At 72.7% G+C, this 17090-nt stretch carries 19 protein-coding genes and 1 pseudogene; 10 read left to right on the plus strand and 10 right to left on the minus strand.

From position 1 onward, the window contains the following. Nucleotides 1-811: 811 nt before the first annotated feature. From ku to IRQ30_RS22310, 4 genes are read right to left on the minus strand one after another with little or no spacing between them, the layout of a single operon-like run. Nucleotides 812-1726, minus strand: a complete 915-nt coding sequence (gene ku, locus IRQ30_RS22295; protein ID WP_193615032.1) for a non-homologous end joining protein Ku — start codon at nt 1724-1726, stop codon at nt 812-814. Between the two features lie 42 nt (nt 1727-1768). Further along, the gene (locus IRQ30_RS22300) at nt 1769-2722 is read right to left on the minus strand and encodes an NAD-dependent epimerase/dehydratase family protein (RefSeq protein ID WP_193615033.1); all 954 of its coding nucleotides are present in this window, start codon (nt 2720-2722) and stop codon (nt 1769-1771) included. Further along, entirely contained in the window at nt 2719-3657 is a 939-nt protein-coding gene (locus IRQ30_RS22305) for a bile acid:sodium symporter family protein (protein ID WP_193615034.1), read from the minus strand. The genes IRQ30_RS22300 and IRQ30_RS22305 overlap by 4 nt, the downstream gene beginning before the upstream one ends. Continuing rightward, nucleotides 3654-4970, minus strand: coding sequence for a flavin-containing monooxygenase (locus tag IRQ30_RS22310; protein ID WP_338089825.1), 1317 nt, complete (start codon nt 4968-4970; stop codon nt 3654-3656). The genes IRQ30_RS22305 and IRQ30_RS22310 overlap by 4 nt, the downstream gene beginning before the upstream one ends. A gap of 18 nt (nt 4971-4988) precedes the next feature. Between IRQ30_RS22310 and ligD (IRQ30_RS22315) the strand changes: the two genes are divergently transcribed. The 7 genes from ligD (IRQ30_RS22315) (at nt 4989) to IRQ30_RS22345 (ending at nt 10673) form a co-directional block, all read left to right on the plus strand. Beyond that, nucleotides 4989-5921 carry a non-homologous end-joining DNA ligase gene (gene ligD, locus IRQ30_RS22315; RefSeq protein ID WP_193615036.1) on the plus strand — a complete coding sequence of 311 codons (933 nt, stop codon included), beginning with the start codon at nt 4989-4991 and terminating at the stop codon, nt 5919-5921. After that, nucleotides 5918-6667: a L,D-transpeptidase family protein gene (locus tag IRQ30_RS22320; RefSeq protein WP_338089826.1), complete on the plus strand. Its 750-nt coding sequence runs from the start codon at nt 5918-5920 to the stop codon at nt 6665-6667. The genes ligD (IRQ30_RS22315) and IRQ30_RS22320 overlap by 4 nt, the downstream gene beginning before the upstream one ends. Then, the gene (ligD, locus tag IRQ30_RS22325) at nt 6664-7584 is read left to right on the plus strand and encodes a non-homologous end-joining DNA ligase (RefSeq protein WP_193615037.1); all 921 of its coding nucleotides are present in this window, start codon (nt 6664-6666) and stop codon (nt 7582-7584) included. The genes IRQ30_RS22320 and ligD (IRQ30_RS22325) overlap by 4 nt, the downstream gene beginning before the upstream one ends. A gap of 123 nt (nt 7585-7707) precedes the next feature. Continuing rightward, complete coding sequence (locus IRQ30_RS22330) at nt 7708-8271, plus strand: S24/S26 family peptidase (RefSeq protein WP_193615038.1); 564 nt, start codon at nt 7708-7710, stop codon at nt 8269-8271. A gap of 19 nt (nt 8272-8290) precedes the next feature. Then, nucleotides 8291-8983 (plus strand): response regulator transcription factor, encoded by a 693-nt coding sequence (locus tag IRQ30_RS22335; protein ID WP_338089827.1) that lies wholly within the window; start codon nt 8291-8293, stop codon nt 8981-8983. Then, complete coding sequence (locus tag IRQ30_RS22340) at nt 8976-10163, plus strand: sensor histidine kinase (RefSeq protein WP_193615039.1); 1188 nt, start codon at nt 8976-8978, stop codon at nt 10161-10163. Before IRQ30_RS22335 ends, IRQ30_RS22340 begins: the two co-directional genes overlap by 8 nt. Nucleotides 10164-10229: 66 nt before the next feature. Beyond that, nucleotides 10230-10673: a nuclear transport factor 2 family protein gene (locus IRQ30_RS22345; RefSeq protein WP_193615040.1), complete on the plus strand. Its 444-nt coding sequence runs from the start codon at nt 10230-10232 to the stop codon at nt 10671-10673. Nucleotides 10674-10700: 27 nt separating this feature from the next. Here IRQ30_RS22345 and IRQ30_RS22350 read toward each other — a convergent pair whose 3' ends face one another. The 3 genes from IRQ30_RS22350 to IRQ30_RS22360 form a co-directional block, all read right to left on the minus strand. Beyond that, a complete protein-coding gene (locus tag IRQ30_RS22350; RefSeq protein WP_338089828.1) occupies nt 10701-11216 on the minus strand; it encodes a MarR family winged helix-turn-helix transcriptional regulator in 516 nt (171 codons plus the stop codon). A 37-nt stretch (nt 11217-11253) separates the two neighbouring features. Then, nucleotides 11254-12480: an acetyl-CoA C-acetyltransferase gene (locus IRQ30_RS22355; protein WP_193615041.1), complete on the minus strand. Its 1227-nt coding sequence runs from the start codon at nt 12478-12480 to the stop codon at nt 11254-11256. A 109-nt stretch (nt 12481-12589) separates the two neighbouring features. Next, complete coding sequence (locus IRQ30_RS22360) at nt 12590-13189, minus strand: TetR/AcrR family transcriptional regulator (RefSeq protein WP_193615042.1); 600 nt, start codon at nt 13187-13189, stop codon at nt 12590-12592. Between the two features lie 118 nt (nt 13190-13307). Here IRQ30_RS22360 and IRQ30_RS22365 point away from each other — a divergent pair, with 118 nt between their 5' ends. Continuing rightward, a complete protein-coding gene (locus tag IRQ30_RS22365) occupies nt 13308-13487 on the plus strand; it encodes a hypothetical protein (protein ID WP_193615043.1) in 180 nt (59 codons plus the stop codon). A 95-nt stretch (nt 13488-13582) separates the two neighbouring features. Next, on the plus strand, nt 13583-14449 hold the full coding sequence (locus IRQ30_RS22370; RefSeq protein WP_193615044.1) for an acyl-CoA thioesterase: 867 nt from the start codon (nt 13583-13585) through the stop codon (nt 14447-14449). On the opposite strand, the gene IRQ30_RS22375 is transcribed toward IRQ30_RS22370, so the two are convergent. Continuing rightward, a complete protein-coding gene (locus IRQ30_RS22375; protein WP_193615045.1) occupies nt 14413-14985 on the minus strand; it encodes a sigma-70 family RNA polymerase sigma factor in 573 nt (190 codons plus the stop codon). The genes IRQ30_RS22370 and IRQ30_RS22375 overlap by 37 nt on opposite strands. Before the next feature lie 1030 nt (nt 14986-16015). Continuing rightward, nucleotides 16016-16390: a globin domain-containing protein gene (locus IRQ30_RS22380; protein WP_193610338.1), complete on the minus strand. Its 375-nt coding sequence runs from the start codon at nt 16388-16390 to the stop codon at nt 16016-16018. A 123-nt stretch (nt 16391-16513) separates the two neighbouring features. Here IRQ30_RS22380 and IRQ30_RS22385 point away from each other — a divergent pair, with 123 nt between their 5' ends. Then, nucleotides 16514-16939, plus strand: coding sequence for an OsmC family protein (locus IRQ30_RS22385; RefSeq protein WP_193610337.1), 426 nt, complete (start codon nt 16514-16516; stop codon nt 16937-16939). Between the two features lie 19 nt (nt 16940-16958). Here the strand turns inward: IRQ30_RS22385 and IRQ30_RS22390 are convergent. Beyond that, nucleotides 16959-17090 (minus strand): annotated as a pseudogene (locus IRQ30_RS22390) (IS481 family transposase); the annotation flags it as partial.

Here is a 17090-nt window from a genome sequence, read left to right on the forward strand (position 1 = left end):
GCGCGGCGAAGCCGCCGCCGCCCGTGCGCCGTCCCAGCAGCCCGGGAGAGGCTCGGAGTCAAGGACGGCCGCAGGCCGCCGCGAAGCGGGCGAAGCTCCTTGACGCCGAGACCCGGGCTGCTACGCGGGCGGGCCAACACCAGCCCCGCACACAGCAGGTGGTTTCGAGGCTCGCTGCGCTCGCACCTCAACCACCGTGGGTCGCCGCTGGGCGGTCGGCTCACAGGGTCTCGACGGGCGCTCGTCGCTGGCGCTCCTCGCTGCTCGACCACCGGTGGGGGTGGTTTCGAGGCTCGCTGGCGCTCGCACCTCAACCACCGTAGGGTCGGTCCGCGGTCGGCTCACGGGGTCTCGACGGGCGCTCGTCGCTGGCGCTCCTCGCTGCTCGACCTACCGAGGGGTGGTTTCGAGGCTCGCTGCGCTCGCACCTCAACCACCGTGGGTCGCCGCTGGGCGCTTGGCTCACGGGGTCTCGACGGGCGCTCGTCGCTGGCGCTCCTCGCTGCTCGACCAACCGAGGGGTGGTTTCGAGGCTCGCTGCGCTCGCACCTCAACCACCGTGGGTCGCCGCTGGGCGGTCGGCTCACGGGGTCTCGACGGGCGCTCGTCGCTGACGCTCCTCGCTGCTCGACCACCGGCGGTGTGGTTTCGAGGCTCGCTGGCGCTCGCACCTCGACCACCGTGGGTCGCCGCTGGGCGTTCGGCTCATGGGGTCTCGACGGGCGTTCGTCGCTGGCGCTCCTCGCTGCTCGACCGCCGGTGGGGTGGTTTCGAGGCTCGCTGGCGCTCGCACCTCGACCACCGTGGTGGGCTAGCTGGCCTTCTTGGCGGCGGTCTTCTTGGTCGTGGTCTTCTTGGCGGCGGTCTTCTTGGCCGGGGCCTTCTTCGCTGCAGCCTTCTTGGCCGGGGTCTTCTTCGCGGCCGGCTTCTTCTCGGCGGGGGCGTCGTCCTCGCCGCGGGCGGTCTTGGCGGCGTCGACGGAGCGCTGGAGGGCGGCGAGGAGGTCGACGACCTCGCCGGAGGACTTGGTGGAGGTGGCGGTGCGCTTGACCTCGCCGCCCTCGATCTTGGCCTTCACCAGGGCCTCGACGGCCTCGGCGTAGTCGTCCTCGAAGTCGTCGGGGACGAAGTCGCCGGCGAGGGTCTCGACCAGCATGTTGGCCATCTTGACCTCGGAGTCCTTGACCTCGCCGCCGTCGATGTTGAAGTCGGGCTTGCGGATCTCGTCGGGCCACATCATCGTCTGCATGACGATCACGTCGTCGCGCACGCGCAGCACCGCGACCGACGTGCGCTGGCGCAGCGCCACCGTCACCACGGCCATCCGGTCGGCGTCGAGCAGCGCCTGGCGCAGCAGCGCGTAGGGCTTGGCGCCGGCCTTCTCGGGCTCGAGGTAGTAGGACTTCTCGAAGAGCATCGGGTCGATCTGGTCGGTGGGCACGAACTTCTCGACCGCGATCTCGCGCGAGGACGTCAGCGGCAGCTCGGCGAGGTCGTCGTCGCTGAGGATGACCATCTCGCCGTCCTCGGTCTCGTAGCCCTTGGCGATGTCGGCGTAGGCCACCTCCTCGCCGTCGACCGAGCAGACCCGCTGGTACTTGATGCGGCCGCCGTCCTTGGCGTGCACCTGCCGGAACGACACGTCGTGCGACTCGGTCGCGGAGTAGAGCTTGACCGGCACGTTGACCAGCCCGAACGACACAGCACCCTTCCAGATCGCACGCATGTTGAACCCCTCTCGTCGCTGACGTCACACCAGTATCCGCGGTTACGACCTCCGACGCACCCGCCACTCATCGAAGGCCTCGCGGCTGGTCCTCGTCGGCCGGTACCCGAAGTCCCGCTTCAGCCTGCTGTTGTCCAGCACCGGGCGGTACCGCAGGAAGCGCGTCTGCTCCGGCCCGTACGCCGTGAGGCCGAGCCGGCTGCCGATCGCGAGGGCGAGCCGCAGCACCGGCTCCGGGACGACCAGCGTCGGCTTGCCCAGCAGCCCGGCGATCTCGTCGATCGTCAGCGCCCCGTCACCGGCGACGTTGAACACCCCGGTGGCCGGCCCGGTGACCGCCCGCTCGATCACCGCGACCACGTCGGTGTCCCAGACGAACACGAAGGGGGAGTCGGCACCGCGGATCCTCAGCAGCCGCGGCCGCTCGAAGAGCGCAGTGATCTGGTTGTCGACCGTCGCGCCGAGGATGGTGCCGATGCGCAGCACCACCTGCTCGAGCGCGGGATGCCCGTCCCGGGCGGCGGCGAGCATCTCCTCGACCAGCCGCTTGTGGTGGCTGTAGGCGAACTCCTCGTTGCCGCGCACCGGGTCGTCCTCGGTGAGCCAGCCGCCGTGGGCCGCGCCGTTGTCGGGGTGGTAGCCGTAGGCGGCGCCGCTGGAGGAGACCACCAGGCGGCGTACGCCGTGGGCCAGGCAGGCCTCCAGCACGTGGTGGGAGCCGTCCACGTCGACCGCACGCTCCAGCGCGCGCGAGGAGCCCTTGCCCGGCGTCACGATGGAGGCGAGGTGCACGACGACCTCCGGTGCGGCCGCCGCGATCCCGGCGTCGACGGCGCCGGGGTCGGTCACGTCCAGGACGACGTGCTCCACCCCGTCGACCGGCTCGGCGGGGAGCCGCAGGTCCGCGCTCGTGACCCGGTGCCCGGCGGCCGCCAGCCGGCGCACCACCGAGGAGCCGAGGAAGCCGCTGCCCCCGGTGACCAGGACCGACGTCACGGCGCGGCCACCGGGTCGCCGGCGGACGGGGTGGGCGCGGCGCCGCGGACCCGGCGCCAGGCCACGGCGACGGCCAGGCCGGCGATGATGTCCCAGATGCCCCACCACGCGGCCACGAGCGCCATGCCCCCGAGGCCGTCGAAGTAGGTGAAGACGAGCAGCAGGCCGAGGCCGGCGTTGCGGATCCCGACCTCGAACGTCATCGCCCGCACGCTCGCGTCGGGCAGCCGGGTGGCGCGACCGATGCCGTAGCCGAGCGCGAGTGCGAGCGCGTCGTGCAGGAGGACGGCGAGGAGCACGATGCCGATGTAGTCGACGAAGACGTCCCAGTTGCGGGCGACGCCGATGACGATGATCGCCGCGAGCCCGACGTAGGAGATCGGGCCGATGATCCGGTGACCGGCCGCGGCGACCCGCGGCCACAGCCGCGCGATCGCGATGCCGGCCACGAACGGCACGCCGATGACCAGCCCGATCTCCAGCAGCATGTCGACCGCGCTGAGGTCGATCTCCTCGAGCAGCTGGTCGCCGGTGGGGTGCAGGCCTCCCCAGAACGCGACGTTGAGCGGCATCAGGAAGATCGCGAGCAGGTTGCTGACCGCGGTCATGGACACCGAGAGCGCCACGTCGCCGCCGGCCCGGTGGGTCAGGATGTTGGAGACGTTGCCCGGTGGGCAGCACGCGACCAGGATCAGCCCGAGCGCGACCGAGCCGCGCAGGTCCAGGGCCAGCGTCAGCACGAACGTGATGGCCGGCAGCAGCAGGAACTGCGCGACGACGCCGATGGCGATCACACCCGGGCGGCGCAGCGCGGCCGCGAAGTCCTCGGCCTTGGTGTCCAGCGCGATCCCGAACAGGATCAGCCCGATCACGATCTTCAGCGTCGTCAGCGAGCTCTCCTCGAAGACGATCCGCACGTTGTCGACGTCGGTCATGCCAGCCCCTCGATCTCGGCGCGCACCGCGGAGCGGTAGGCGTCCTTGTTGACGTAGTAGGACATGCGCTCGAGCCCGAGGTAGTGGTAGCCGCCGGAGAGGTCGGGGCGGGGGCCGGCGACCCGCTGCTCCAGCGCGCGGGCCGCGGCGGGGTTGTCGCGGCGGGCCCGCAGGTAGGAGGCCACCAGCTCGGCCTGCTCGTAGCGGCCCTGCCAGCCGATGCCGGAGGCCTCGATCATGCCGAGCACGAACAGGTCGGGGTCGGCCTGCGTGAAGATGTTGAGGTAGAGGTCGGGGGCGCTGCCCCGCCCGCGCCAGCGCAGCAGCGAGGGGTCCAGGAACGGGTAGTGCAGGTGGTAGCCGGTCGCCAGCACCACCACGTCGTACGGCGACCGGGTGCCGTCGCGGAACGCGACCCCGTCGCCGTCGAGCCGCTCCACGTCGGGCCGGACCCGCAGGTCGCCGTGGCCGAGGTGGTGCAGCACCAGCGTGTTCACGATCGGGTGCGACTCGTAGATGCGGTAGTGCGGCTTCGGGAACCCGAACCGGGTCGGGTCGCCGGTGAACATCCGCAGCACGCGGGTGTCGACCGCCTGCTTGATCCGCGGCGGCAGCGGCTTGCCCTGGTTGAGGGTGTCGGCGGGCTTGCCGAAGAGGTACTTGGGGACGAAGTAGTAGCCGCGGCGCACCGAGAGGTCCACCGACGCCGCGTGGTGCACGGCGTCGACCGCGATGTCGCAGCCGGAGTTGCCCGCGCCGACGATCAGCACCCGCTTGCCGGCGAGCGCGGTCGGGCTCTTGTAGGCGCTGGTGTGCAGCACCTCGCCGTCGAACTCGCCGGCGAAGGCCGGCACGGACGGCTCGCTCAGGGTGCCGTTGGCGACCAGCACTCCCGCGTGCCGGTGCTCGCTGCGCTGGCCGGCGTGCTCGACCGTGACGGTCCAGCCGCCGTCGGGGTGGGGCGCGGCGGCCACGACCGCCGTCTCGAACCGGAAGCCCGCGGTGAGGTCGAACCTCGCCGCGAAGTCGCGGAAGTAGGCCAGCAGCTCCCGGTGGGACGGGTAGTCGGCGACGTCGTCGCCCATCGGGTGCTCCGCGAACTCCGTGGTCCGCTTGGAGGAGATCAGGTGCGCCGACTCGTAGACGGTGCTGCGGGGGCCGTCGATGTCCCACAGCCCGCCCACGCCCGAGGCCAGCTCGTAGCCGGTCCAGGGGATGCCGGCGCGCTGCAGGTTGCGCGCGGCGGCGAGGCCCGAGGGGCCGGCGCCGATCACGGCGTAGGTGCCTCGGTCGGTCGAGTTTCGCGCGTCCACGGGAGGCATGATGTCGTCATGCGTCCCATGCTCGCCACCAAAGGCACCCACGTGCCGTCCGGAGCCGACTGGTCGCACGAGGTCAAGTGGGACGGTGTGCGCATCCTGGCCGACACCCGTGAGGGGCGCACCCGGATGTGGAGCCGCAACGCCAACGACGTCACCCCGGCATGGCCCGAGATCAGCGCGGCGCCCCTCGGCGATCGCGACCTGCTCGTCGACGGCGAGGTGATCGCCCTCAACGACCGGGGCATCCCGGACTTCCGGGTGCTGCAGGACCGCATGCACACGCGCAACGCCACAACGGCCCGGCGGCTGAGCCAGCAGGTCCCGGCGACGTTCATGGTCTTCGACCTGCTGCGCCTCGACGGCACCGACCTGACCGAGCAGCCGCTGGAGCGCCGGCGCGAGGTCCTGGCTGGTCTGGACCTGGCCGGCTCCCCGTGGCAGGTGCCGGCGGCGTACGACGACGGCGACATGCTCCACGAGGCGACTCGCCAGCAGGGTCTCGAGGGCATCGTCAGCAAGCGCCTCTCCTCGCGGTACTCCTTCGACACCCGCACGCCGCACTGGCTGAAGTTCGCCCACCGGCAGCGGCTCTCCTACGTCGTCGGCGGCTGGCGTCCCCAGGAGGGCACGACCGACCGGCTGGCGGCGGTGCTCGTGGGGGAGCAGACCCCGGACGGGCTGCTCTACCGCGGTCGCGTCGGCAGCGGCATCGGCGGCAAGGTGAGCGCCATGCTCGCCGAGCTGCTCGAGCCGCTCGCGCGGGCGGACAGCCCCTTCACCGACGAGGTGCCGCGCGTCGACGCCCGGGGCACGCACTGGGTCGAGCCGCTCGTGGTGGTCGACGTGGACACCCACGGCTCGGGCTACGACCGGCTCCGCCAGCCGTCGTACCAGGGCGTGCGCCACGACCTCGATCCCGAGTCCCTGGGAGCGCAGACGTGACGCGTCCCGGCCTCGCCGCCGCCCTGGTGCTGGTGCTCGCCCTCCTCGTGCCCCCGGCGTCGGCCGCCCCCGCACCGTTCGCTCCCGCACCCGCCGCGGCTCCCGCGGCGTCTGCCGCGGCGGTCGAGCGCATCGTGCTGGGCGGGGTGCGGGTGCGCGTCGGACCGCGCACCCGCCAGGTCGTCACGGTCGACCACACCCGGGGTCACCACGCGCGGGTGGCGTTCTGGGTCAAGCGCGGCGAGCGGTGGCTGCGCCGGATGGTGACCACCGACGGCCGCACCGGCTACGGCGGCCTGGTGCCGGGCGGGCGGCGTCGCCAGGGGACCGGCACCACCCCGCTGGGCACCTACCCGCTGCCGTGGGCGTTCGGGACCCACCGTGCCGACGACGGGTGGGACCTGCGCTACCGCAGGATCCGGCGCGGCGACTTCTGGGTCCAGGACAACGAGTCGGACTTCTACAACCGCTACCGCCACCAGTCGCGCGGCGGCTTCCGGTGGTGGCTGCCGTCGAGCCACCCGGACGCCTCGGAGCGTCTGATCGACTACGGCCGGCAGTACGAGTACGCGGTGGTGATGGGCTTCAACCGCGACCAGGTGCGCCACCGTGGCTCGGGGATCTTCCTGCACGTCAACGGTCGCGGCGCGACCGCCGGCTGCGTCAGCGCCCCGCGCCCGTTCCTGCGCCGGCTGATGCGCCGCCTGCACCCGGACCTGCACCCGGTGATCGCGGTGGGCCGATGAGCCCCAAGAAGGAGTCGTACGACAAGCAGGAGATCCTGGTCGACGTCGAGGGCCGCACCCTCAAGATCAGCAGCCTCGACAAGGTGCTCTTCCCGCGCACCGGCACCACCAAGGGCGAGGTGCTGAGCTACTACGCGCAGATCGCGCCGGTGCTGCTGCCGCACCTCCAGGACCGCGCCGTCACCCGGATCCGCTGGCCGCACGGCGTGCAGGACATGAGCTTCTTCGAGAAGAACGCGCCCTCCGGCACCCCGTCGTGGGTGCGCACGGCCACGGTCCCCACCACCGGCAGCCGCTCGGGCAAGGGCGACGGCGTCATCACGTTCCCGATCGTCGACGACCTCGCGACCCTGACCTGGCTGGTCAACCTGTCCGCGCTGGAGCTGCACGTCCACCAGTGGACCGTCGGGCGCAACGGCCGGCCGCGCCACGCCGACCGACTCGTCATCGACCTCGACCCGGGCGAGCCGGCGGGCCTGCACGAGTGCTGCCGGGTGGCGCTGATGGTGCGCGACAAGCTCGCCGAGCGGGGGCTCACCGGCAAGCCGGTCACCAGCGGCAGCAAGGGGCTGCACCTCTACGCCGACCTGCCGAGGCGACTGCCGAGCGACGACTCCACGGCCCTGGCCAAGGAGGTCGCCGAGGAGCTGCAGGGCGAGCACGCGCAGCTGGTCACGGCCACGATGGCCAAGGCGCGGCGATCGGGCAAGGTGTTCCTCGACTGGTCGCAGAACGCCGGCTCCAAGACCACCATCTCGCCGTACTCGCTGCGCGGCAAGGAGCGCCCCTACGTCGCCGCCCCGGTGACGTGGGACGAGGTCGAGGCGGGCGCCGAGGACCCGGAGGGACTCGGCCAGCTCCGCTTCGACGAGGTCCTCGAGCGCGTCGCCGACCACGGGGACCTGTTCGCCTCCTGAGCGTCCTCGGTGCTGTTACCCAACGGTGGAGGCGTCGTGGGACGACCGTTCCTCCCGCGTGGTGCCGATGACCGTAGCGTCGGAGAGTCCCGCACTCGGCCGTCGGCGTGGACGGAGGGACCCATGGAGATCGCACCCGCACCCGCGCGTCGCACGCTGTCCGGGCGTGCGCTGATGCTGCTCGTGCTGGCCGTGATCGGCCCGGTGACCCTCCTCGCGCTGCTGCCCACCACGCTCGGTCTCGAGCGCTACGTCGTCGCGACGGGCGCCATGGACGGCGGCATCGACCGCGGCTCGGTGGTCCTGGAGCGGGTGGTCCCGGTCAGCGACCTCGAGGTCGGCGACGTCATCACCTACCGCCCGCCGCGCTCCGCCGACGTGAACGAGCTGGTCACCCGCCGCATCGTGCGCATCGACGGGGCGCTCCTCCAGACCCAGGGCGACGCCCTGGCCGACCCCGACCCGTGGCTGGTCCCGGTCGCCGAGGCGGCCCTGCCGCGGGTGGTCCTCGCCATCCCCTACGCCGGCTACCCGTTCCTCGGCTCCGCGCCCCGCGAGGCGTGGTGGGCGATGGTCGTTCCGGGGGCGCTGCTGGGCTTCCTCGCGCTGCGCGGCGTCGTGCGCCGAAGACCCCGACGGGCCGCGGTGCGGCCCGGTGGACCGATCCTGGGGTGGGGGCCCCCGTGAGCCCCTATGATTCACGACTGTGGGTCACAGAGTGCTGGTCGTCGAGGACGAGGAGGACATCGCGATCCCCCTCGTTCGCACGCTCGAGCGGGAGGGGTACGACGTCCTGTGGGTCGACAGCGGCCAGAAGGCGCTCGACGAGCTCGCGGCCCGGCCGACCGACGTCGTCATCCTGGACCTCGGCCTGCCCGACATCGACGGCCTCGAGGTCTGCCGCCAGGCCCGTGACAGCGGGTTCACCGGCGCCATCATGATCGTGACCGCACGCGCCGGCGAGCTCGACCGCGTCGTGGGCCTCGACTACGGCGCCGACGACTACCTCGCGAAGCCGTTCGGGCTGGCCGAGCTGCAGGCCCGCGTCCGCGCCCTGATCCGGCGCACGTCGGGCCTCACCGGCCGCGAGCCGGTCGACGACGGCGCGCTGCGCATCGACGTGGCCGCGCGCCGCGTCTACGCGGGGGACGACGAGGTCCCCCTGACCGGCAAGGAGTTCGACGTCCTGAACATCCTGGCCGCCCACCGAGACAAGGTGGTGGCCCGCGCGACCCTGATGGCCGACGTGTGGGACGAGAACTGGTACGGCTCGACCAAGACGCTGGACGTGACCATCGGCCGGTTGCGGCAGAAGCTCGAGGGCGTCGGGGTGTCGGAGCGCGTGGTCGCTGTCCGGGGCGTGGGTTTCCGCCTCGAGGGCAGCACCCCCGATGCGTAGGCGGCTCACCCTCGCCTTCCTCGTCGTCACCCTGTCGATGATCTTCGTCGCGGGGGTGGTGCGTGCCGTCACCCTGGACGGGTTGCTCCGGGAGCGGGAGGCCGAGCACCTGCACCGCGAGGCCTCGACGCTGGCGGCGGTCGTCGACGACGACGCGCTGGCCCGGCCGGTCGACGAGGAGCTGCTCGCCGGCCTCGTCGGGCCCGACCTCGAGATCGAGCTCGCCCCCGCGGACGGCCCTGCGGTCGTCGCCACCGGAGCGGACTTCGAGCCGGGGGAGGGCGGCATCTCCTCGACGATCAGCCTCGAGGGCGGCGGCGACGTCACCGTGCGCCAGTCCGCCGGCGTCATCGAGAGCCTCTGGGCGCGCGACTTCTGGTCGGTCCTCGCCCTGCTGGCCCTCACCGGGCTGGTCTCGGCGCTGGTCGGCTTCGCGGTCTCGCGCTCCCTCTCCGCGCCGTTCCAGCAGCTGGCCGTGGCGGCCGGCGCCCTGGGTCGGGGGCGCTTCGACCTCGACCTGCCCCGCAGCCGGGTGCCGGAGGCCCAGGCCATCGCCGAGGCGCTGCGCTCCAGCGCGGGAGCGCTGCGCGACCGGATGGAGCGCGAGCAGGAGTTCGCGACCCACGCGTCGCACGTGCTCCGCACCCCCCTCACCGGGCTGCGCCTGCAGCTCGAGGAGATGACCCTGGACGAGGACCTCCCGCCCGGGACCCGGGCGTCGGCGGAGCGCTGCATGCAGGCGGTCGACGAGGTGACCGTCGTCGCCGGCGACCTCGTCGACCTCTCGCGGCGCAGCCTCGTCGGCGGGCCGCAGGTGCCCCTCGAGGAGCTCGCGACGACGCTGGCCCAGCGCTGGTCCGACGAGCTCGACGAGCACGACCGCTCGCTCACGGCGGCCGTCGAGGGCGACCTGGAGCTGTCGTTCACCCCCGGTCCGGTGGAGCAGGTGCTCGACCTGCTCCTGCACGACCGGGTCCGCCACGGCGTCGGCGACACCCGGCTGGTCTTCGAGGGCGACCCGCGCGGCCACCTGAGGGTCGTCGTCCGGGGCGAGCGCGCCGGCGCCGACGACGACGAGGTCCGCGAGGCACGGCGCCTGGTGGAGGGCCTGGGCGGTCGCCTGGAGACCGTGGACGCGGTGAGCGGCACCGAGCAGGTCCTGCTGCTCCCGCGCCGCTGACCCACCGGCGGGCCGTGCCCTCGTGTCGACGGCCGGACGAGCGGCCCGGCTCCTAGGCTGTCGCGCATGCCGGACACCGCCCGCCTGATCGAGAACCTGCTCTACACCTACGCGGAGCGGATCGACGCGGGCGACTTCGCGGGGGTGGGCCAGCTGTTCACCCACGGCCGGATCCTGGGCCGCCCGGACGGGCCGCCCGAGACCGTCTTCGCGGGATCCGAGCGGGTGCGCGAGCTCTACGAGCGCTCGACGCGGCGCTACGACGACGGCACGCCGCGCACCAAGCACCTCACGGCCAACCCGATCATCGAGGTGGACGAGTACGCCGGCACGGCCACGTGCCGCTCCAGCTTCTGCGTCCTCCAGGCCACCGCCTCGCTCCCGCTGCAGGTGGTCATCACGGGCCGCTACCTGGACACCTTCCACCGCCTGGACGGGGCGTGGTGGTTCGGGGACCGCACGATGGTGGTCGAGCAGACCGGCGACCTGCGCCAGCACCTGCTCTTCTAGCCGGACTCCGCCGGCCGGCGCGGGTGCTCAGCAGTCGGTGGCGGGCTGGCGCATCTCCATCTCGGGATGACCGGCGATCAGGTGGTCGGTGACGGCGTCCATCACGCGGCCCAGGGCCGCGAAGTCGTCGGCCCCGACGAGGTCCACCAGGTGGTCGCGCACGCCGTCGACGTGGGTGGGCGCGCAGTTCTCGAGCAGCAGCCAGCCGCGCTCGGTGAGGCTGGCGACCACCCCTCGCCCGTCCTCCGGGGAGTTGACCCGCTCGACGAGCTGGGTCCGCTCCATCCGCTTGATGGTGTGGGTGACCCGGCTCCGGCTGTGCGCTAGGGCGTCGGCGAGCTGCGCCATCCGCAGCCGCCCGCCGTTCTCGGAGAGCCGGACCAGGATCTCGTACTCCGCGAGGGAGATGTCGTGGCGCCGGCGCAGGTCGTCGTCCAGCCGGTCCATGAGCAGGGTGGAGCCGAGCACCAGCGCCCGCCAGGAGCGCTGCTGGGCCTCGTCCAGCCACTGCGTCTCGCGGGCCGGGCCGCCGATGTCGTTCACAGCACCGATCCTAGGCGGCCACGGCCCGCGAGGTCGCTCAGAGGCGCTCGAGGATCAGTGCCATGCCCTGGCCGCCGCCGACGCACATGGTGATCAGGCCGGTGGACTTGTCGTGCCAGTCGAGGGAGTTGACCATCGTGTTCTGCAGGCGGGCGCCGGTCATGCCGAAGGGGTGCCCGACCGCGATGGCGCCGCCGTTGACGTTGAGGCGGTCGATGTCGATGCCGAGGTCCTGGTAGGACGGCACGACCTGCGCGGCGAAGGCCTCGTTGATCTCGACCAGGTCGATGTCCCCGATGCTCATGCCGGCGTAGCGCAGGGCGTTCTTGGTCGCCTCGACCGGGCCGAGGCCCATGATCTCGGGGGACAGGCCGCTGACGCCGGTCGACACGATGCGGGCGAGGGGCGTCAGGCCGAGCTCGGCGGCCTTGGTGTCGGACATGATCACGACGGCGGCCGCGCCGTCGTTGAGGGCGCAGCAGTTGCCGGCCGTCACCACGCCGTCGGGTCGGAAGACCGGCTTGAGGTCCTTGATGCCGTCGTAGGTCACCCCGGCGCGCGGGCCGTCGTCGACGCTCACGACCGTGCCGTCGGGCGTGGTCACGGGGGTGATCTCGCGGGCCCAGAAGCCGTCGTTGACGGCCTTCTCGGCGAGGTTCTGCGAGCGGACGGCGAACTCGTCGAGCTCCTGTCGCGAGAGGCCGCGCAGCTTGGCGACGTTCTCGGCGGTCTGGCCCATCGCGATGTAGACGTCCGGCACCTGGCCGTCCTCGCGGGGGTCGTGCCAGTCGGGCGTGGTGCTGCCGTCACCCTCGGCCGTGGCCGTGGTGCGCGCCTTGGCGTCGTCGAAGGCGTGGTTGTGGGTGTCGGGCCAGTGGTCGGAGGTGCCCTTGGCGAAGCGCGACACGGTCTCGACGCCGGCCGAGATGAACACGTCGCCCTCGCCCGCCTTGATCGCGTGGAAGGCCATCCGCGTCGTCTGGACCGAGGAGGCGCAGTAGCGCGTGGTGGTCGCGCCCGGCACGCCGTCCATGCCGTTGAGGACGTTGACGACGCGGGCCATGTTGTTGCCGGACTCGCCGCCGGGCAGGCCGCACCCGAGGTAGAGGTCGTCGACGGTGTGGGGGTCCAGGGCCGGGATCTTGTCGAGCGCCGTCTTGACGATGGTCGCCGCCAGGTCGTCGGGGCGCAGCTGGGTGAGCGACCCCTTGTTGGCGCGGCCGATGGGGGAGCGCGCCACGGAAACGATGACTGCCTCAGGCATGGATGGATCTCCGATCTCGGTGAGTGGTGGCCAGACTAGAACAGGTTCCGGTCCCCCCGACGGTGGCGTTGCGCACACCGCGCTGGCGACACCGGGTCAGGGGGTCGGGTCAGGGCAGCGGTGCCGGCTGGTGGGTCCCGAGCGGGTGCATGGCCAGGGGCAGGACGCGCCTCAGCAGCTCGTCGCGCTCGCCCTCCGGCCGCAGCAGGGCCGAGAGGAGGATCCCGTCGAACGACGCCATCATCGTCTGGGCCCGGTCGTGGGCCTGGTCGACCTCGTGGCCGGTGAGGATCTCCGCGACGATGTCGACCACGCGGTCGCGGTCGCGGGCCAGCAGCGCGGCCAGCTCCGGGTCGCGCGCCGCCTCCATGGTGAGCTCGACCTTGGCCAGCGCGAGGTCCTGCTCCCCGAGCCAGCGCGCGAAGAGGCCGAGCACCAGCTCGATCGTGCGGGGGTCCTCAGGCGTGCAGTCCTCGAGCTGCTGCAGGAGCGCGTCGACGTCCTCGGCCACCCGCCCCACGACGTACTCGGTCAGCGCCAGCTGCAGCGCCCTGCGGGTGCGCAGGTAGGCCGACGTGCTGCCCTCGGGGAGGTCGGCGGCCCGGTCGACGGCGCGGTGGGTCAGGCCGCGCAGGCCCTGCTCGACGAGCACCCGGAGGGCGGCGTCGAGGATCACGCGTCGGCGCGGGGTGAGGGAGGAGATCTGCATGCGGTCCTTCGCTGGCTCGTCAGGTGGCGGAGCCCACAGTAGCCAGCCTTGTCCGGGGTTTTCTACAGGTGTAGGTTCTACACAAGTAGATACTACATCCGTAGAAAGGCAACACGTCATGACCTTCGAGCTCCTCACCGTCACCCCCTGGGTCGTCGCCCTGGCCGTCGTCGCCCTGGTCGCCGTCGTGCTGGCCGTCGTGGCCGTCACCGACGTCGTGCGCACCCACCGCCCGGTCCGCATGGCCCGCCACGAGTCGATCCGCTCCTACTACGGTCGCCCCGCGCTGCACCACTGAGCCGCGGCGGAGCGAGACGCCCGCGCTGACGCGCGCGTCCGCCCGCGGCTGAGCGCGCCCGCGCGCCGAGCGCCGCCTTCTGGCAGCATCGAGGGATGCGTCACGTCTACGACTGCCCCATGCGCTGGGCCGACCTGGACCTCCAGGGGCACGTCAACAACGTGGTCTACGTCGACTACCTGCAGGAGGCGCGGGTCGACATGCTGCGCATCCACAGCCCGGGCTCGCGGGCGGCGGAGCTCGCCGAGGGCGTGGTCGTCGTGCGGCACGCCGTCACCTACCTCGCGCCGCTGAGGCTGCGGTTCCGGCCCGTGCGCATCGAGTGCTGGGTCACCGAGATCCGGGCCGCGTCCTTCACGATGGCCTACGAGATCTTCCACGAGGACGCCGACCACCCGTCCGGGCGACAGGTCTACGTGCGGGCGTCCACGGTCCTGACGCCCTACGTCTTCGCCAGCGAGCGGCCCCGTCGCATCACCCCCGAGGAGCGAGCGACGCTGGAGCTCTTCCTGGAGCCGCCGGAGGGGGAGCGACCCGCCCCGCTCCGGCCGCTGCGCCGCGAGGGCGCGGTCCACCACCCCGTCCACGTGCGGTTCTCCGACGTCGACGTCTACGGTCACGTCAACAACGTGACGTACTTCGAGTACTTCCAGGAGGCTCGGATCCGGCTGCACGCGGGGCTCGTGGGTGACGCCGAGGAGGAGTCCGAGCGGCACATGGTCGTCGCCCAGACCGACGTCGACTACCGCGTCCCGATCCTCTTCCGGCCCGAGCCCTACGACTGCTGGTCCCGGGTGGTCCGGGTGGGTGAGCGCTCGATGACGATCGAGTCGGAGATCTGCGACGAGGACGTCCTGCTCTCGCGCGCTCGCGTGACGATGGTCTTCGTCGACGCCTCGGGGCGGGCGGTGGCCCCGGACCCCGCCTACCGCGAGCGGCTGCTCGCCGCCGCCACCGACTGACCCTCCTCGGACACCGAGACGGCCCGCAGCCGCCTCAGGCCCCGGTGGTGGGCCACGCGCACCGCCACCGCCGACATCCCGAGCGCCTCCGCGGTCGCGGCCACGTCCAGGCCCACGCCGTCGATGCAGGCGACGACGTCGCGCTCGCGGGGCGGCAGCCGGGCGAGCGCGCGACGTACCCAGTCGCGACCGTCGGCCTCCCCGATCTCGTCGGCAGCAGGCAGCTCGACGGTCTCCGGCAGTCCGGGGTCCGTGCGCCGCCGGGCGCTGCGCCGGTGGGTCGTGCTCGAGAGGTTGCGGGCGATGCCGAACAGCCAGCCGGCGAACTGCTCGGAGCTGCCGGTGAAGTCGGCCACCCGCTGGGCGGCCACGAGCCACGCCTCGGCGGCGAGGTCCTCGGGCGCGACGGCGCAGTCACCGGCGGGGCGGGTGCCCAGCCACACGACGAGACGCCCGGCGTGAGCTCGGTAGAGCTCCCGCCAGGCGTCCGGGTCACCAGTCTTCGCCCGGGCTATCTGGTCGTCGTCGGTGTGCACCCGGGGCTAGCCGCTCCCGTCCTCGGTGGCGAGGTCGACCTGACCCGGAGGCACGGGAACGCCTCCGGGGCCGTGCCCCTGGCCCTGGCCCTGCCCGCCGTTGCCGTGCTGGGCGCCCTGACCGTTGCCCTGACCGTTGCCGTTGCCGTTGCCCGGGTTCGTCGGCGGCCCGTTCCCGTTCCCCGGGTTGGCGGGCGGCCCGTTCCCGTTCCCGTTCCCCGGGTTGGCGGGCGGCCCGTTCCCGTTCCCGTTCCCCGGGTTGGCGGGCGGCCCGTTGCCGTTGCCGTTGCCGTTGCCGTTGCCGTTGCCCGGGCCGGGATCGGCCGGCGGGCCGTTCCCGTTCCCGTTGCCCGGTGGGGTGGTGCTCGGGGTGGTTCCCGAGCCCGGTCCGACGGCTCCAGGTTGCGTACCGCCCTCGGGAAGGGGTGCGGTACCACTCGCCGGACCGGGCGACTGTGGGGTGGTGTCGGGGCGGGGGGGGGGGGGGGGGCGGACCACCGGGGGCTGCCCGCGGTCCGGGAGCCCGGGCACCGAGAGCGACCCGGCGGCCCAGGCGCCGCCGACGCCGGTGCCGACCAGGCCGGCGGTGGCCAGTGCCACCCGCCACCGGAGGAAGCGTCGGGCACGGGGCGCCGCCTGGGAGACGGCGGCGAGCGACGCGAGCCGGTGGACGAGGTCGTCGTCCGGCTCGAGTGTCGGTGCGCTCAGCCCGAGCTCGGCGTGGCGGGTGGCAGTCATGGGAGGTCCCGGTGGTGGTCTGACGCGGTGTCGGCCCGTCGCCGGAGGCCGCCGGTGCGGCCCCACGGCTTGAGGATCATCCGCCACCATGGCAGAGGCGCGCCCCGACGGCGAGGGCTGCTCGGCGGCGTGGCGCGGGGCAGGGCGCTGGTCATCGGGCTCCTCGGGTCGGGGCCCGGTGCGGGCCGATCGGGTGGGACTCACCCGGTACCTGTCGCGGGGAGACCGTGGCGTTACACCGTTCCCGATCTTTTTTCGTCCTCGTCGCCGGACGGCCGTCGGTGGAGCAGCCCTAGTCGAAGGTGTTGACCATGAACTGGGCGGCGTGGGTGACGTAGTCCCAGAACTGCGCGTCCTGCTCCGGGGTCAGCTCCACGGAGTCGAGGCCCTCGCGGAAGTGGACCAGCCAGCGGTCCTTGGCCTCCGGGTCCACCTTGAACGGCGCGTGCCGCATGCGCAGTCGCGGGTGCCCGCGCTGGTCGGAGTACGTCGTCGGGCCGCCCCAGTACTGGACCAGGAAGAGCAGGAAGCGCTCCTCCGCCGGGCCGAGGTCCTCCTCGGGGTACAGCGGCCGGAGCACCTCGTCGGTCGCCACGCCCTCGTAGAACCTCGCCACGATGCGCTGCATCGTCTCGAAGCCGCCGATCTCGTCGTAGAACGTGGTCACCCCTCCATTGTGCTGGCCGGGTGCTGGGCGCGCCTCGGCCACCCCCTGCGGTCGTGCCAGACTCGGGAGGACCGGCCTGCACCAGCCGGGCAGGCCCACCGACCTACGGGGAGTGATCCGCACATGGCAACGACGCGCACCGCAACGACGCACTGGGAAGGCAGCCTGTTCGAGGGCGCTGGGAAGGTCACGCTCGAGTCCTCCGGGATCGGCACCTACGACGTCTCGTGGCCCTCGCGGGCCGAGGAGGCCAACGGCAAGACCAGCCCCGAGGAGCTCATCGCGGCGGCCCACTCGTCGTGCTTCTCGATGGCGCTCTCCAACGGCCTGGCCAAGGCCGGCACGCCGCCGACCTCGCTCGACACCACGGCCGACGTGGAGCTCACGCCGGGCACGGGAATCACCGGCATCAAGCTGACCGTGCGCGGTGTCGTCGAGGGCATGAGCAACGACGACTTCGTCGCCGCGGCCGAGGCGGCCAAGACCGGCTGTCCCGTCAGCCAGGCGCTGACCGGCACCACGATCACGCTCGACGCGGCCCTGTCCTGACGGACCCGCGAGCCGACCGCTAGGTGTTCTGTCCACGCAGGTTGGTCACGACGTCGGCTGGTGACTTGCCGCCGAGTGCGGTGTGGCCGCGGTGGTGATTGTAGGTGTGGAGCCAGTCCGGGTAGCTGGCTGCGCGTTCAGCGTCTGAGCG

This window comes from Nocardioides lijunqiniae (genome assembly GCF_015024225.1).
GTDB classification, from domain to species: Bacteria; Actinomycetota; Actinomycetes; order Propionibacteriales; family Nocardioidaceae; genus Nocardioides; species Nocardioides lijunqiniae.

Bases quoted from the DNA above. Each gene is read 5' to 3' on its own strand.
- ku (WP_193615032.1), bottom strand. From the start codon at position 1,726: ATGCGTGCGATCTGGAAGGGTGCTGTGTCGTTCGGGCTGGTCAACGTG.
- IRQ30_RS22305 (WP_193615034.1), bottom strand. From the start codon at position 3,657: ATGACCGACGTCGACAACGTGCGGATCGTCTTCGAGGAGAGCTCGCTG.
- ligD (WP_193615036.1), top strand. From the start codon at position 4,989: ATGCGTCCCATGCTCGCCACCAAAGGCACCCACGTGCCGTCCGGAGCC.
- ligD (WP_193615037.1), top strand. From the start codon at position 6,664: ATGAGCCCCAAGAAGGAGTCGTACGACAAGCAGGAGATCCTGGTCGAC.
- IRQ30_RS22330 (WP_193615038.1), top strand. From the start codon at position 7,708: ATGGAGATCGCACCCGCACCCGCGCGTCGCACGCTGTCCGGGCGTGCG.
- IRQ30_RS22340 (WP_193615039.1), top strand. From the start codon at position 8,976: ATGCGTAGGCGGCTCACCCTCGCCTTCCTCGTCGTCACCCTGTCGATG.
- IRQ30_RS22345 (WP_193615040.1), top strand. From the start codon at position 10,230: ATGCCGGACACCGCCCGCCTGATCGAGAACCTGCTCTACACCTACGCG.
- IRQ30_RS22355 (WP_193615041.1), bottom strand. From the start codon at position 12,480: ATGCCTGAGGCAGTCATCGTTTCCGTGGCGCGCTCCCCCATCGGCCGC.
- IRQ30_RS22360 (WP_193615042.1), bottom strand. From the start codon at position 13,189: ATGCAGATCTCCTCCCTCACCCCGCGCCGACGCGTGATCCTCGACGCC.
- IRQ30_RS22365 (WP_193615043.1), top strand. From the start codon at position 13,308: ATGACCTTCGAGCTCCTCACCGTCACCCCCTGGGTCGTCGCCCTGGCC.
- IRQ30_RS22370 (WP_193615044.1), top strand. From the start codon at position 13,583: ATGCGTCACGTCTACGACTGCCCCATGCGCTGGGCCGACCTGGACCTC.
- IRQ30_RS22385 (WP_193610337.1), top strand. From the start codon at position 16,514: ATGGCAACGACGCGCACCGCAACGACGCACTGGGAAGGCAGCCTGTTC.